Raw genomic sequence first — 15,158 nt, 5'->3', positions numbered from 1 at the left:
TTGCTCATATCAAACAGGGCTTCTCTTATGAAGAAGAGCCCTGTTATACGGAATTATTTATCTCAATTATACACCTGATCCGAACAGCCAGAAATGACGGATTTTACAGTCTTGTAAGCGCATAAGCCAAGTTTAAGCCGCGGCAGCAAGAGCTCCCCCCGCTGCTCCAGCCAGCACAATCACCCACGGAGGACATTTCCAGAAATTAAGCATGACAAACAGAATCATAGCTAGGACAAAATCTGCCGGCTCTCTGACTGTAGAAGTCCAGAGCGGATTATAAAAGGCAGCGGCAAGAATTCCCACTACAGCAGCATTGACCCCTATCAGGGCTGCTTGGGCCCGGGGGTTTCCCCGAAGAGTACTCCAGAAAGGCAGCGCTCCGATCACCAGCAGAAACGCGGGAAGAAATATCCCCACAGTGGCAATAACCGCACCTCCCAGGCCGTAAGCCATCATCCCCAAGTAAGAGGCAAATGTAAAAAGAGGACCCGGCACAGCTTGAGCTGCCCCGTAACCGGCCAAAAACACAGACTTGCTCACCCAGCCTGACCCTACAATTTCCTGCTCTAACAAAGGCAGCACCACGTGGCCCCCGCCAAATACCAGAGCACCTGATCGGAAGAAGCTGTCAAACAAGGCGAGAGCTGGACTTGCAATTGCTGTCCGAAGCAGTGGCAAAGCCACAAGCAGAATGAAAAGGAGAATCAGACATCCCGCTCCTGCCCTACGGCTGATCGGCACTTTAAGCTGCCGCGTCTTCTCCCCTTGGCTATCCTCCCGGTACAGCCAGAGCCCTGCCAGACCTGCTGCGGCAATCACCGCGACCTGGCTGAAAGGATTCTGCCACAGCAGGATCACAGAAGCCGCCACAGCGGCAATCGTGGCCCGTTTCGCGTCAGGGGCCAATTTCTGCCCCATGCCCAATACCGCATGAGCCACAATAGCCAAGGCAGTAATCTTCAGCCCGTGAATCCATCCCGCTTGTGATATATCCATCCCCTGAAGAAGAAGCGCAAAGAAGACTAGTGCGATAACGGACGGAAGCGTAAAGCCGAGCCAGGCCACGATTCCCCCAAGCAGGCCTGTCCGGATCACCCCGATTCCAATCCCAACCTGGCTGCTCGCCGGACCGGGCAGGAACTGGCAGAGTGCCACCAAATCGGCGTAATTCCGTTCATCCATCCACTTGCGCTTTTGAACATATTCGTTATGAAAGTAGCCAAGATGTGCGATAGGCCCGCCAAAAGAAGTCAGTCCCAGCTTGACCGAGACCAGCAAAACCTCAAAAAGCGCCGCACCTCTGCCCTTTCCCCGGACTGCTTCCCCCCGGTCTTTCTTGTACATGAAAGCATCTCTCCCCCACGGATTGGCAATTACAAAATCGTCTCCTACCAACAGCATGCCAGAACCACCGGCCGATATCCAGCCCTTTCCATACAGCCCTATTGATTTAGTCAAGATTATCATGTTTAATTATAAGTGAGGCATCCGTACATAGGTGCTCTTTTGTATGTTTGAATACCAAAAAACATTTCAGGAGGGATTCACAAATGGCTCATCAACTGCCAGCATTGCCATATGCAGCAAACGCACTCGAACCACATATCGACGAACAAACTATGAACATCCACCACGATCGTCACCATAACACATATGTCACTAACCTGAACGCTGCACTTGAAAGCGCACCTGAACTTCAAAGCAAGAGCGTTGAAGAACTGATCTCCAACCTGGATGCAGTTCCAGAGAACATCCGTACAGCAGTACGCAACAACGGTGGCGGACATGCTAACCATAGCCTATTCTGGGAAATCATCGGACCTAACGGTGGCGGCAATCCTACTGGTGCTATCGCTTCCGCAATCGACAGCGAGCTTGGCGGTTTCGACAAGTTCAAGGAAGATTTCGCTAAAGCGGCAACTACGCGTTTCGGCAGCGGCTGGGCATGGCTCGTTGTTGGCAAAGACGGCAAGCTTGCGGTAACCAGCACGCCTAACCAAGACAGCCCAATCATGGAAGGACAAACTCCAGTTCTGGGTCTTGACGTATGGGAGCATGCTTACTACCTGAAATATCAGAACAAACGCCCTGACTACATCGCTGCGTTCTGGAACGTAATCAACTGGAACGAAGTGAACAAACGTTACGAGGCTGCCAAAAAATAATTTTCAGTCTACCCAAGGACCGCAAATGCGGTCCTTTTTTTATTCGCTTGGCTGTACGTCAGTACGGCAATTTTACTGGTTGGATTCAGGCAAATTGGGTAAAGTAATAACAACTCTTATATGGATAAGGAGGTTAGATGATGACTACCAACGATCCGCAAGAGCTGTTAAAGTCCAAGCATGAAGCCGACAAGCATAAGGCGCAGTTTACTAGCTTCGCCAGAAGTGTCAGCGGGGATACCGGTCATGTACAGGATCAGGAGATCCTGGATCAGAGCCGGGTGCCTGATGAGCAGAACAAGATGAAATCTGTCGAGAACCGGATGATCTGACTTTCGTAAACCGATCCGTCCCACGAACACAAACAAACAGCCTTCAATTCTGCCTGGCACTTTCCAGGCGGGAATGAAGGCTGCTTCTATATAGGCTAACTTAAGAATTACCAATAGAAAAGTACTGGTTCAGGATTTTCAGAAACACATTGGGAAAAGCCAGCTTCTCCATATCCTCCCGGTTAATCCAGCGCGTCTCCAGCGGCTCGCCTTCCTGAGCCGCGGCAATCTCATACACGGCGTCGGACTCCGCAACGGCGCCGAGGGCCGCCAGCGCCCCCAATTCGGGGGACTGGCGGAAACGGTACACGCGCAGGTTCCAATGAATGTGGCTGAACGTATGCTCAGCCTCCATATAAGGCCCCTGCGGCTGCGCGTACACCCTTGCGGCGGCAAGCGCGCCGATGAGCCGGTCTTCGGCCGGCCCATCCGGCAGTCCGGCGCCGCCGGCCGGGTCCGCTGCCGCCAGAATATGCGGCAGCTCCCACATGCGGGCGAGCAGGCCCGTGGCCGGGCGCTGCCGCACCAGCACGCGGCCTTCGTCCGGGCCGCTGCCTTCCACAAGCGCGGCCAGCCGGTATTCCGGCCGCGGCTTTTTGGCCTTGGTCTTGACCGGCAGCTCGGTCTCCATGCCTGCCAGACGACCCTGGCAGTGCTCCATCACCGGGCAGGTCAAGCAGTGCGGAGACTTGGGCGTACATACGAGCGCGCCCAGCTCCATTAGGGCCTGATTGAAATCGGAGGCCCGGCCTTCGGGAATCAGCTCTTCAGCCAGAGCCTCCATCTTCTTCCGGGTTGTTGCTTTCATGATGTCCTCTTCAATCAGGAAGTAACGGGACAGCACCCGCATCACATTCCCGTCCACAGCCGGCACAGGCCGGTTAAACGCTATGCTCATAATAGAGCCGCGGGTATAAGGGCCAACCCCTTTAAGAGCCGAGACGGCTTCCAAGTCATCAGGGATACTTCCCCCATGCTGCTCTACTACCTGCCTGGCGGCCTGCTGCAGATTGCGGGCGCGGGAGTAATATCCAAGCCCCTCCCAGCATTTCAGCACATCTTCCTCAGGGGCTTCTGCCAAAGCCTTAACCGTAGGAAACTTCTCTATAAAACGGTGGAAATACGGAATGACCGTGTCCACCCGGGTCTGCTGAAGCATAATTTCCGACACCCATATAAAGTAAGGGTCACGGTGTCGGCGCCAAGGTAAATCACGCTTGGACCGCCCGTACCATTCCAACAATTCAGTGCTAAAGAATTTTTTGATATCCTTGTTATCCTGCTGCATCCGTGTCTCCTCTATCGTTCATCTGATACGCTTTCTGGCGGTATATATTCAACAATAACAAAAGCCGAGGCCAGCTGTCTCTCATGGGTGATACTCACATGTATTTTATAGTGCTGCGGGCTGCCGCTAAGCGTAAGGCGCTCCCACGCCCCTTCGGAGAGCTCAGCCCAAGGCTTCCCGGCCGCATCCGGAGTAATCTGGATATCCTGGAAGCCCAAAGTCCGGCCGATGCCGCAACCAAACGCCTTGCTTACCGCTTCCTTGACGGCAAAGCGACCCGCCGTATACTCCGCCAGGCGATTGCGGCCAGCGGCACTTGCCCGCTCCGCCTCTGTAAGGACCCGCTTGAGAAACCGCTCTCCCAGCGGTCCACCCGCAAGCGCTTCGATACGGGGAATCTCGACTACATCATGGCCAATGCCATAGATCAATGTGACCCCTTCCTTCCGTCCAGACTATATTTCCATTGTACCAACTGTGCCGCATCCATGCGAGTCTTTAGTCCGGGATGTGATATAATGGTAGGCGATACCACCAGATAAGGATGTGAGCTTGAATGCCGATAGATTTCAATATCCGGCTGGATGAAGCGAACCTGCTCAGGTGCACCCGTTATCCCTCGAAGGAGGCTAGGCCGCAGAGCCTAATTATTCTGGCCCCCGGCTTCAAGGGTTTCAAAGATTGGGGCATGTTCCCCTATGTTGCCGAACAATTCAGCCGCCAGCATGAAGTCATTACTTTTAATTTCTCCCATAATGGCATTGGCGAAAGTCCAACAGAATTCACCGAACTTGATAAATTTGCCGTCAATACCTACGATCGCGAGCTTCGAGACCTCGAGGCTCTTCATACCTATATCCGGCAGGACCCGTCTCTGTCTGCCCTGCCCCTATTCCTGATCGGACACAGCCGGGGGGCCGGGGTTTGCCTGGTCTATGGCTTTGATCACCCGAGAACGTTGGCCGGGGTCCTGTCCTGGAACGGACTTACGAAGCTGGATCTCTTTAACGAGCAGCAAAAGAAGGAGATGCGTGAGCAAGGCCGCAGTCACGTGGTTAATGCAAGAACCGGCCAGCGGATGCCGCTGGATGTTGTTATTCTAGAAGATCTTGAGCAGCAGAAGGACCGTTATCATATTATGAACCGCATCGGCCTGGCCGATTTCGCCGTAGCTCTGATTCAGGGAACGGAGGACCATCTGTTGGAGGGCTCCCGAAAGCTGGTTGAAGCGAACCCTCATATTCCTTGGATTCTAATTGAGGGAGCCAATCATACCTTCAATACGACCCATCCCTTCCAGGGAGCGAGCCGCCAGTTGAAGGATGCCATTAATGCCAGCGAGCTGTTCATCTCCGATGTGCTCCGTAAGCGGGGATAACCTTGACTAAATGTTCTCATAACATGAAGAAGCCAAGCACATTCAGTTGTGCTTGGCTTCTTCGGATTAACACTCAAGAAGTTAAAATGGTTGTTCCTATTAAAGCTCATCCTAAGCAGTTTTCCATACCAGGCTAAAGGGCGTCCGAAGCTCAGAGCGTGGTATGGCGTTGCATAGCGGCGGCTGTCAACTGCTTAATTTGTGTTGGTACCCGGTTCAGGTGCTTTGCCCTGTAGAGCATCATAAAGTGCTCCTAACAAGGCCCCCGTCTTATCCTGGCTGTACTCCCAGAACAATACGCCGCCAAGTTTCTTATCCAGTACATATTTTCCTTTTTCCGTTAAGGACTGTGGATCGTCATAAGACAGAAATTCCTTAGTGGTCGGGTTGTACAGGTAAGGCGCCTTGGCTGCTTCATCCCAATGACGGATAAATCCATGCTCTTCGTTATATTTCGTAAGAATATCGTTGTACGTTGGCGTTTCCTCGCTGCCCTTGGCTTTCTGATCAAGAATATTCTCTCCGTCTGCTTCTACGTCTGTCCATTTGTGAGCGTAGAAAGCAGCTCCGATCGCAATTTTGCTTGCTGGCACGTGATTATCCAAGAACATCTGCACCGTTGAATCCACGCTTCTACCTGCATAAAGATTTGTGTGGTGAGCAGTTTTCTGCACCCATCCACCTGCCAAGTCATATGTCATGATGTTCAGGCTGTCCAGGAGCGGAATGATCTTATCCAGCTCGACCCACTTCGGATAGTCCGATGCGGTAGCCGCACAAATGGTCAGCTCATAATATTTGTTGTTCTCAAGGCCCAACTTGTTCAGCCTCTCACGAACCATTTGAAGAAGAAGTGTGAAGTTCTCCTTATCCTCTGGGCTTGCCTTAATCAGATCACCCGCCGTTTGTGTTGGATACTCCCAGTCGAGGTCCACTCCGTCCAGATTGTATTTCTTGATATGCTCGATCACACTGTTGACAAAAGTCTCCCGGGCTGCTGGTGTCGCTGCCGCATCCGAGAACCCATCTGCGCCCCATCCTCCAACAGAATTCAGAATCTTCAAATTGGGGTTCTTGGACTTCAGACTGCTTAAATAGGCATAGTTCTGATCATCATGGTAGTTTCCTTGGAATGGAATGAGCTTGTGATCTTTATCAATATGGTTAAATGCGTAGTTCAGGTGTGTCATTTTGGCTACATCTACCGTATTCGCATCAGACCAGTCTACCCAGCCGGGTACATATCCAATGATCCGCAGAGCTGGATCAATCTTGAATTTAACCGTTGTACTGGCGCTTTTGCCATTCTTGCTGGCCGTTACGACTAACGCATACTCGCCAGCATCCGTGATCCCTGTACCTTTCACATACGTCTTACCATTCAGAGTCGCTGTACTGGTTGTGCCTGCCGCATCGGTCCAGTTCGGCAGAACACCCGAAGTGTACGTCTTTCCTTCCACTACGTTCAATACCACAGGTGCTGCTGGTCCTGATGGATCGGTACCTCCACCGTTGTTAGAACCACCACCGGCTGAACCGCCGTTATTGCCCGTTGATCCACCAGTCCCTCCATTATTCGAACCGCTTGTGCCGGAACTAATAGAGCCGCTTTGAGGTCCGTCTACTTTACCTGGCGCTGTTTCAAATGAAGACCCTTTACCACCCTCATTTACAGTAGCATGTTGAACTTGACCAAAACCTAAAACTTTCACGGTTGCATTCAGAATTAATTTAGCAATGGTTGCATCTTTGCCAAGATGAATGGTGTTGCCGCTGCCATTAACTGTCATGCTTTCCACTAAACCTTTAAGAAACTCTACCTTAATATTCGAGGCCTCCATGGCCAGTGTGCTAAATGCTCCTGTTAAAGTAACAACAGAACCCGTTGGCAATTCTTTTGCAAAAATTACTTTTATAAAACCAGCACCGGTTCCTGCTTCCTCGAGCTTAGCGGATGATACTACATATGTCTCTTGGATAGATGACGTACCTTCAGCTACTATTCTTACTACTCCGCCTAATTTGTTTACAATTAGTTTAGTTAGAACAGTATTCACTAGATGGATGGAGCTCTCCCCACCGCCATTAACCGTTGTAGTCCCGTCTACTTTGACATTTTTGAGGGTAACATCCCCATTCTCAATGCCCTTGCCAAGTAACAGGTTCCCGCGGATTACCGTGTTCTGAAGAGTAGTTCCTGCCGCATTAATGGTCACATTGCCAAGAACCGTTACCGTTCCTGCCGCTGGACCGTAGGTGCCTGCTTTATCATAAGTCACGGTCTGGGCATTCGACATCCGACTTAACAGTACGACCCCTTCAGCACGGGTCAAATTAGCATTGGGGCGATACGTTCCATCTTCATATCCCTCAATAACCCCTTTACCCGCCAAGGTGCTGACCGCATCTTTGCTCCAGCTTGCGATAGCAGCAGCATCTTTGAAGCTGTTTAAGTTCCCCGTAGAAGCCGCCGGGTCAAGCTTAAGTGCTCTAGCGAGCATAACAGCTGTTTCCTGTCTGCTTACCTTTTGATCAGGACGAATCGTCCCATCGCTGTAGCCGTTGACATAACCAGCCTGAACAGCTTTAGCAATTTCCGAATGGTACCACTTATCGCCCTTAGTATCGGAGAAGCTAATGGCTTTCTCTTCTGTAAAATTAAAATATCTGTTAATAAGCGCAATAAGCTCTGCGCGAGTAATCGAATTATCGGGCTTCAATGAACCATCAGCGTATCCTTTAAGAAGACCATGACTTTGCCATTCAGCAAGTTGAGTCTCGGCCCAGTGTCCTTTAATATCCGATGATTGAGCCGATGCTTTTCCTGTTAATGCAAACGATGAGAAAATGAGTGCAGAACATAGTGAATAAACGATTAACTGCCATGCCCTAGTTTTTTGAAGCGCTTTCATATTACACCCCAATCTATCATTTTTGTACAATGCCATATAAGAAACACTGCTGCTTGTTCACCTCCACTATAGAATCTAGCGGCATTGTGTATATAAATTCATTCCTTTGATAGGAAATGAATTTAAACCATACTTAGCGGCACTTCATAAAGGAAATTGTTAAATAAACCGATCAGGGATTTAGAAGATACTCGAGGAAACTCTGTAATGTGGTTATGTCTCTTGAGGGTGTAAGCGGACGGATTGCATTTCATACCGTTCCATCCATTTAGTAGTAATTATATGCGAATTACAGTGACCTACTAGGGATGTTTTCTTACAAAGGAGGGATATAATTATCTAAACAAGCCGCAATCGACCAATTAATGGGCGATTTAGAATTATTTTAATCTATATTTTTATACAGATATAACAATCTTGTTATATGCTTAGAAGTTAACTGCATAAAAAAACAACCCGGCATATCATGCACCGGATTGTTTATGTTATAAATCAAAGTCTTTCATATCATCAAATACCCGGAATCGGGCTGCGCTTGTGCTCCGTTCTGCGGTAGAACTTTTCCAGACGCTCACGGGCCTCGTCGCTGATCTGCTTGCCTTCCAGATAGTCGCTGTTGTCCTCATAGCTGACGCCAAGCTCTTTTTCATCAGTCTGACCTTCCCATAGTCCGGCAGTCGGAGCTTTGTCCAGGATGCTCTTCGGCACGCCAAGCTTAGCTGCAAGCTGTCTGATCTGCCGTTTGTTCAGCGAGCTGAGCGGGGTTATATCCACCGCGCCATCCCCCCATTTGGTATAGAAGCCAGTCAGGGCTTCCGAGGCATGGTCGGTACCAACGACAAGCAGATTCAGTTCAAAGGCGATTGCATACTGAACCACCATACGGGTACGGGCCTTCACATTCCCTTTCCCCTGATAGCTTATATGCCGGGACAATCCAATCTTCTTCAATCCATGCTCCACTTCAAGTGCAATTTCATCTACGGCTTCTTCAATATTGGTCTCCATCGTTTTGGTTATCCCAAATGCCTCAGAAACGGCGTAGCTGTGGGCGATATCTTCCTGTGTGCCATAAGGCTGGTACACTCCCAGAGTGATATATTCCTTACCTTCTTCCTTGGTCAGTTCATCCGTAGCCTGTTTGCAGAGCCCAGCGGCTACTGCACTATCAATACCACCGCTGATAGCAATCAGCAGGCCGGACGTGCCCGAATTCTTTACATACTTCTTAAGAAAATCCACACGCTTGCGAATTTCCTGGTCCACATCAATGCTCGGCTGTACCCCGAGACGTTCAATAATTTCCTGTTGTAAACTCATAATTCCTCACCTCTCTGCTATCATTAACGATCCATTCCCTCACTATGTAAACCAATCGGCTTCCAAGTAAACCAAACGCCCCGCAAAATCGGTTATCCGATCTGCAGGGCGTACATATGAATTATTACCGGCAGAAACGATCAAACGCGCTGGTCAAATCAGCCGCAATTTCCTCCGCAGAACGATCTTCGATTTGGTGGCGTTCAATGAAATGAACGAGCTCTCCGTCTTTGAGAAGTGCGATGGACGGCGAAGATGGCGGATAAGGTGCGAAATACTCACGCGCTTTCGTGGTTGCTTCTTTATCCTGACCTGCGAACACCGTAAACAGGTGATCCGGCGTAATGTCGTTCTCAAGCGCCTTGGCTACTCCCGGACGGCATTGTCCCGCAGCACATCCGCAAACCGAGTTAATAACTACCAGTGACGTCCCTTTCAAGGCAGGAAAGCTTGCTTCCACTTCTTCTGGCGTACGAAGCTCTTGAATTCCCAGGCGAGTCAGTTCATCCCTCATAGGCTGAACCATATCTCTCATATATTGGTCAAAAGACATGGACACGTTCTTTCACTCCTTAGCTTACTAATCTTAAAATAAGTGTTTGTTGATAAAGATAATTTTATTATACATCCCGGACCAAGGAAAGCAAATTTACGTTAATACAGCCCACTTTCAGGCGTCCCCCGCATTATGGCCCAAGGGCTTCATAAATTTAACCGAAAATGTGGTTCCCCTGCCCTCATCGGACTCCACTGAGATCATACCGTTGTGACGCTCAATAATGCTTAGACAGAGGGCCAGACCGAGACCTGTACCCTGCGCTTTTGTTGTAAAAAAAGGTTGAAACAGCTTCTCCTGCTTCGCCGGCGGAATCCCTGGCCCCGTATCCGTGACGCGAAGCTCTACTCCTCCAGGAATATTGCGGGTCTCCAGGGTCAGCTGCCCCTTGTCCTCCATCGCCTCCATCGCATTGCGGGACAGATTGAGAATCACCTGCTTAATCTCTTTGTTGTTAAGCGGAAGTGTTGGAAGATACGGAGCCAGCTTAAGTTCTATGCTCTGCCCGCGGAGATTCGCGTCCGCCCACAATAAAGGACTTAATTCATGAATGATATCATGGAGCTGGCACTCTTCTTTATTCACACTCCGGCTCTGAGCCAACGAGAGAAAATCGTTAATAATCCCGTTCGCCCGGTCCAGCTCGTCCATCACAATGCGGTAATAATGGTCGAGTGAAGGCGGACTCTTCTCCTTCATCAACTGCAGGAATCCCCTGACAACAGCCATCGGATTGCGGATTTCGTGAGTAATGCCTGCCGCCATCTGACCAACCAGACTCAGACGCTCCACATTGCCAAGCTCCGTCCGGAGCGTCTCAAGCTCCGTGATATCCTGAATGATGATGACAGCACCGAACGTTTCATCCGTGTGCCCCCGCTTGATAGGAGAAGTGCTGGTGTAGAACATCCGCTCTCCCACCTGCATAAGCTCACTCGTAGTTTCACGATTGCGGAGCGTCCTTTCGGCCCTGGCGCCAAAAATTTCGATATCAAGGCCCTTAAGCGTCTCATTCAGCATTCTGCCGACCAGTTCTTCCTTAACCGCCTCGGGATGCTCTGTCCGGTAGAAGTTCAGAAATGTATCGTTGACCGATACAATGCGCCCCTGCTGATCCAATAAAAGAATGGAGACCGGGGCTGCATCCATCATCTGTTGAAGCTTCTCCGCCTCGCGGAAATACCGCCGGGACAGCTGAGTAACCTGCATCTGCAGACGTTCCTTGTCGAGGGAGCTCTCTATAACAACCAGCAGCAGCCCCCCAATAACAACAGCTGCGGCTATATTGACGATGCCAAACAAGATAACCGTAAGGTCCATCTTGTAGGATAAGGGCCATGTCAGAAATGACAGGGAAGTTGATAAATATTGTCCGGCCAGAAGGAAGAAGGATAACGTAATCAGCTTGGCCTGCCTTCCTCCACGTTTGAATCTCGCGGATGACAGGAGAACCATTGGATATAAAACAAGGCCGGTATCAAGAAGGAAGCCGATCCCTTTGAAAGGAGTAATTAGAATATAGATGATCAACTGGACTGCGGCCAATATAAGCCCGTCCCGCAGTCTGCCGTACAGCATGCCAATAAATAAGGAAGGCAAAAAGTAATTTAGAGGTATAATACCGAATAAGTAAGTTGAGAAGGTTGAGCATATCAGAATACTAATCAGACAAGAGCATAGAAGAATATTGTAATAGGAGTTCCTCTCGGGTCCAGCATTCTGCACAGGGTGCGGTCTGCATCTTTCAAAAATCAGCGGGAAGAGAAAAGCCGGCGAACACGCAATGAGCACTTGAAGCAGAATTTCCTTTACAGCAACCACGTTCTCCCCCCTTAGCAGTGCAGACTCTGCTATTGATTAAAGCATAGGCGACAATATTTTACAATAACATGTTAGGCAGCAGAGGTTTGTCTTTTATAGGGATTTCCTATTGGGTAATTCCCCACGTTTTGTTATTCGCCTCCGGCCTGTTTAGGGTATACTTAGATTCAGGAAAAATTGCGGAAAGGAAGACAACATGAAGCGTTATGAAGTGATTGTTATAGGAGGAGGACCCTCTGGACTGATGGCCTCGATTGCGGCGGCTATGCAGGGCGCCTCTGTTCTACTTTTGGATAAAGGGGACAAACTGGGCCGTAAGCTGGGCATTTCCGGGGGCGGGCGATGCAATGTGACCAATGCCAAGGAGATTGACGAGCTGATCCGGTTCATTCCCGGGAACGGCCGGTTTCTGTACAGCGCCTTCGCAAATTTCAACAACCGGGATATCATCCGCTTTTTTGAAGATCTTGGGATTGCCCTTAAGGAAGAGGACAATGGGCGCATGTTCCCGGTCTCCGATAAAGCCAAGACCGTGGTCGATGCCCTGATCGGACGGGCCTCCTCCCTAGGTGTCGAGATGCGCACACGTGAACCGGTCAGAGAAATTCTGTACGGGCCCGAGGGTGTGAAGGGCGTTCAGCTGATCTCAGGCCAAACCCTTAACGCTGCGAGCGTTATCGTGGCCACCGGCGGCAGATCGGTTCCGCACACTGGATCTACAGGAGACGGTTATCCCTGGGCCGAGGCGGCAGGACATACGATAACCGAGCTTTATCCGACAGAAGTGCCTATCGTATCCAAGGAACCCTTCATTGCCAGCCGGGAGCTTCAGGGCCTCTCCCTTAGAGATGTCGAGCTATCTGTCATGAATCCCAAAGGCAAGGCGGTGATCTCCCACCGCGGGGACATGATCTTCACACACTTCGGACTGTCCGGGCCGATCGCGCTGCGCTGCAGTCAGTTCATCCGCCAGGTGAAGAAGAAGTTTGGCGTGCCGGAAGCGCTGCTGCAAATCGATCTCTTCCCCGATTATTCTGCCGGGGCACTGGAGCAGGAGCTTCGCCGCCTAGCGGCCGCTGAGCCCAAGAAGGCCCTTAAAAATGTGTTCAAGGGCAAAATTCCCGAGCGGCTGCTCCCGCTTCTCTTCGGCCAAGCCGGACTGAACGGGGATACCACCTTTGAACACCTGCCGAAGGAGCCCTGGGCTGCCTTCATTACGGTGCTTAAGGCATTCCCGGTCAAAGCTAGCGGCACACGGCCTTTTGAAGAAGCTTTCGTAACCGGAGGCGGCGTTCATCTCAAGGAAATCGAGCCGCGCACGATGGAGTCCAAGCTGATGCCCGGCCTTTATTTCTGCGGCGAAGTCCTTGATATCCATGGCTACACAGGCGGTTACAACATCACCGCCGCGTTCACAACTGGGTATACGGCGGGATATCATGCGGGAAGCAGTGCACACGCTAATTGAAACCGAAAAATTCAAACAAGCCAGCGATTCACGCGCTGGCTTGTTTTCTTTTCACATGAAATTAGTAAGTCCGCTGAATAGGATAGACCGTTAGCTTGCTCCAAATGCCCTGCCAATGCTTCTTGCTGATACGCTGCTCGTAAACTCTGGCTCTGTCTTTCTCTTCTGTAAAATAAGGTGTTGGTTTTAAGATCAGATTTATGGCATCCTCAATTCCCCAAGGGGCGGCTAAAACCACGTTATTATGCTCATCTAATGTTAGCCCTAATGCCGTGGCCGTTTCTGGGAATTTAGAGATCGCATCCACGGACGATGAATAAGGCGGGATATTATTTACTAAGTGCATTCTCGCTTCATTCTTAACAGACCAAGGAATATCCGGATGAATGCTTTTAAGCTTCATTTCCAACAGTTTCTCAACTTCTTCATTGAGATTCGATTTATCGTAGTAGATGACATCCACATCAGGCAGTGGGGTTCTATCCACAAACCCATGAAGTGTATCCCATATTTTAGAGCGGACAAAACCCGCACAGATCCACCAGTCAGGCAGATTCAGCGATTTGGCATGTCTGAGTATCTCCATCATCCACGGGTCATCTTCCACAAGTTGAATAAGGTCCTGCTGGCTCTCTATCTTCAGAAGGATCCTCTCCTTCCCGTACCGAGCACCATCCACAGCTCAGCAGCCACCCACCAGCCGAAACCAAAACCAAGCACAAGGAACAGCGGAGCAGCCCACCAGACATGAAGCAGCGCAACTCCTAAGGCGGCACTGATAACCAGCATGCAGGGCAGAATCAGCCATCTTAGCGAGGGCGCCATGGCCTGATATATCATTCCGTCCTCAACAGGCAGCATCTTCATCAGCCGGGAAGAGAAGAACTGCCTGCAGTACCCGTTCATCCAGTAAGCCAACAGAACAACAAGGGCAAAATAGACGAACACGTTTACTGGAAAAGGGGGCAGAATACAGGCCACTATGCTGAATAACGCAAATTGAGCATACATCCTCAGGTAAACTCCGCTGCGGTAAAATGATTTAACAACCGCCTCAGCAACCCGGACGGAGGCTTTCCGCGAGCGGAACAACCGGTTTGAGGCTCTGAAGATAAACGGCTTTGCCTTTTGGGTACGAGGCTTGTCTACAGATGCTGAGAGAACGAACGCTGTCAACCGGGTCATTTGCCGTATATCCTCTCGGACATCAGCAAGAAACGTGCCGGACATTCGGAATCTCACGATGATAAGCCCGGCTGAGAGTCCCGTGAATATGGCGGCTCCGAGATATGTCCACACCGGAGTAACCTGCAGGAATATACTGGCTCTCATGTATCCCGCAGCAAGCAGCCCGACTGCCGTGTATTTGACAATATTCCTGGTCCAGCCTGATAAGACAACCTGAACCATCTGCAGCACCAGCATCTGGGCAGCTTTGAAAGCCGCTGTCAGCATGTACAAAAGCGCAATCTCCGGTAATTTCAGATGAAAAATTCCGAAAAGCACAGGGGTCACCACGAGCACAGCCACCGCAGTTACGAGTCCTTGAATAAGTAGACTAGCTGTGCAGCCAAGACGCAGGATGCCCATCTGCCATCGCTTATTTTGCCTGAGAAACAGCATATCCGCAGCTTCCTGATATAAGATTAGTCCTCCCGACACATTTAAGAACATCATTAAAATCAAAGGGATAAGCAGAAATGGAAGGTGGACCAGCCATGCCGGATGGCTCGACAGCAGCTCATAGTAAAGCTTCGCCAGCAGCAGAATACCTGGAATCAGGATATACAGCGCTACAGTAAGATCAACAACTGAACGGATCACTCCGATCTGCTTCCGGATGTGGTCTATCCACCTGCGCTTAAATATCCCCCAGACAGTACTTCTACAGCTTACTTGTGTATAGGACACGTCA

Annotated in this window: 13 protein-coding genes and 1 pseudogene; 4 read left to right on the top strand and 10 right to left on the bottom strand. The window is 50.3% G+C overall.

The features are described from left to right. Window positions 1–132: 132 nt before the first annotated feature. The gene (locus tag BN6628_RS03390) at window positions 133–1,347 is read right to left on the bottom strand and encodes a chromate transporter (protein WP_068621924.1); all 1,215 of its coding nucleotides are present in this window, start codon (window positions 1,345–1,347) and stop codon (window positions 133–135) included. A 206-nt stretch (window positions 1,348–1,553) separates the two neighbouring features. On the opposite strand from BN6628_RS03390, the gene BN6628_RS03385 reads away from it, so the two are divergent. Both BN6628_RS03385 and BN6628_RS03380 read left to right on the top strand, forming a co-directional pair. After that, entirely contained in the window at window positions 1,554–2,168 is a 615-nt protein-coding gene (locus tag BN6628_RS03385; RefSeq protein ID WP_068614260.1) for a superoxide dismutase, read from the top strand. Between the two features lie 137 nt (window positions 2,169–2,305). Next, entirely contained in the window at window positions 2,306–2,500 is a 195-nt protein-coding gene (locus tag BN6628_RS03380; RefSeq protein WP_068614256.1) for a hypothetical protein, read from the top strand. Between the two features lie 100 nt (window positions 2,501–2,600). Here the strand turns inward: BN6628_RS03380 and mutY are convergent, their stop codons facing one another. Next, the gene (gene mutY / locus BN6628_RS03375; RefSeq protein ID WP_068614253.1) at window positions 2,601–3,788 is read right to left on the bottom strand and encodes an A/G-specific adenine glycosylase; all 1,188 of its coding nucleotides are present in this window, start codon (window positions 3,786–3,788) and stop codon (window positions 2,601–2,603) included. An 11-nt stretch (window positions 3,789–3,799) separates the two neighbouring features. Then, window positions 3,800–4,219, bottom strand: a complete 420-nt coding sequence (gene acpS, locus BN6628_RS03370) for a holo-ACP synthase (protein ID WP_068614248.1) — start codon at window positions 4,217–4,219, stop codon at window positions 3,800–3,802. A 125-nt stretch (window positions 4,220–4,344) separates the two neighbouring features. On the opposite strand from acpS, the gene BN6628_RS03365 reads away from it, so the two are divergent. After that, a complete protein-coding gene (locus BN6628_RS03365; RefSeq protein ID WP_068614245.1) occupies window positions 4,345–5,166 on the top strand; it encodes a serine aminopeptidase domain-containing protein in 822 nt (273 codons plus the stop codon). A gap of 194 nt (window positions 5,167–5,360) precedes the next feature. Here BN6628_RS03365 and BN6628_RS03360 read toward each other — a convergent pair whose 3' ends face one another. From BN6628_RS03360 to BN6628_RS03345, 5 genes and pseudogenes are all read right to left on the bottom strand, one after another. Continuing rightward, window positions 5,361–7,886 (bottom strand): glycosyl hydrolase family 18 protein, encoded by a 2,526-nt coding sequence (locus BN6628_RS03360; RefSeq protein WP_068614242.1) that lies wholly within the window; start codon window positions 7,884–7,886, stop codon window positions 5,361–5,363. Between the two features lie 21 nt (window positions 7,887–7,907). Continuing rightward, window positions 7,908–8,078, bottom strand: a pseudogene (locus tag BN6628_RS26525) (hypothetical protein); the annotation flags it as partial. 510 nt (window positions 8,079–8,588) lie between these two features. Further along, on the bottom strand, window positions 8,589–9,398 hold the full coding sequence (gene nadE, locus BN6628_RS03355) for an ammonia-dependent NAD(+) synthetase (RefSeq protein WP_068614239.1): 810 nt from the start codon (window positions 9,396–9,398) through the stop codon (window positions 8,589–8,591). A 124-nt stretch (window positions 9,399–9,522) separates the two neighbouring features. Further along, window positions 9,523–9,957, bottom strand: a complete 435-nt coding sequence (locus BN6628_RS03350; RefSeq protein ID WP_068614235.1) for a BrxA/BrxB family bacilliredoxin — start codon at window positions 9,955–9,957, stop codon at window positions 9,523–9,525. Window positions 9,958–10,068: 111 nt separating this feature from the next. Then, a complete protein-coding gene (locus BN6628_RS03345) occupies window positions 10,069–11,775 on the bottom strand; it encodes a two-component system sensor histidine kinase NtrB (RefSeq protein ID WP_068614232.1) in 1,707 nt (568 codons plus the stop codon). Window positions 11,776–11,971: 196 nt separating this feature from the next. Here BN6628_RS03345 and BN6628_RS03340 point away from each other — a divergent pair, with 196 nt between their 5' ends. Beyond that, window positions 11,972–13,243 carry a BaiN/RdsA family NAD(P)/FAD-dependent oxidoreductase gene (locus tag BN6628_RS03340; protein ID WP_068614229.1) on the top strand — a complete coding sequence of 424 codons (1,272 nt, stop codon included), beginning with the start codon at window positions 11,972–11,974 and terminating at the stop codon, window positions 13,241–13,243. A gap of 61 nt (window positions 13,244–13,304) precedes the next feature. Here BN6628_RS03340 and BN6628_RS03335 read toward each other — a convergent pair whose 3' ends face one another. Together BN6628_RS03335 and BN6628_RS03330 are read right to left on the bottom strand one after the other, a co-directional pair. Then, complete coding sequence (locus tag BN6628_RS03335; RefSeq protein ID WP_068621923.1) at window positions 13,305–13,886, bottom strand: nucleotidyltransferase family protein; 582 nt, start codon at window positions 13,884–13,886, stop codon at window positions 13,305–13,307. Continuing rightward, a complete protein-coding gene (locus BN6628_RS03330; RefSeq protein WP_068614225.1) occupies window positions 13,883–15,154 on the bottom strand; it encodes an ABC transporter permease in 1,272 nt (423 codons plus the stop codon). The genes BN6628_RS03335 and BN6628_RS03330 overlap by 4 nt, the downstream gene beginning before the upstream one ends. Window positions 15,155–15,158 lie beyond the last annotated feature (4 nt).

Source organism: Paenibacillus tuaregi (assembly GCF_900086655.1).
GTDB lineage: Bacteria > Bacillota > Bacilli > Paenibacillales > Paenibacillaceae > Fontibacillus > Fontibacillus tuaregi.
This window is presented reverse-complemented; position numbering and strand designations above follow the sequence as displayed.

Excerpts from the sequence above, each read along its gene's own strand:
- BN6628_RS03390 (WP_068621924.1), bottom strand. The coding sequence starts at position 1,347 with ATGTACAAGAAAGACCGGGGGGAAGCAGTCCGGGGAAAGGGCAGAGGT.
- BN6628_RS03385 (WP_068614260.1), top strand. The coding sequence starts at position 1,554 with ATGGCTCATCAACTGCCAGCATTGCCATATGCAGCAAACGCACTCGAA.
- BN6628_RS03380 (WP_068614256.1), top strand. The coding sequence starts at position 2,306 with ATGATGACTACCAACGATCCGCAAGAGCTGTTAAAGTCCAAGCATGAA.
- mutY (WP_068614253.1), bottom strand. The coding sequence starts at position 3,788 with ATGCAGCAGGATAACAAGGATATCAAAAAATTCTTTAGCACTGAATTG.
- BN6628_RS03365 (WP_068614245.1), top strand. The coding sequence starts at position 4,345 with ATGCCGATAGATTTCAATATCCGGCTGGATGAAGCGAACCTGCTCAGG.
- nadE (WP_068614239.1), bottom strand. The coding sequence starts at position 9,398 with ATGAGTTTACAACAGGAAATTATTGAACGTCTCGGGGTACAGCCGAGC.
- BN6628_RS03340 (WP_068614229.1), top strand. The coding sequence starts at position 11,972 with ATGAAGCGTTATGAAGTGATTGTTATAGGAGGAGGACCCTCTGGACTG.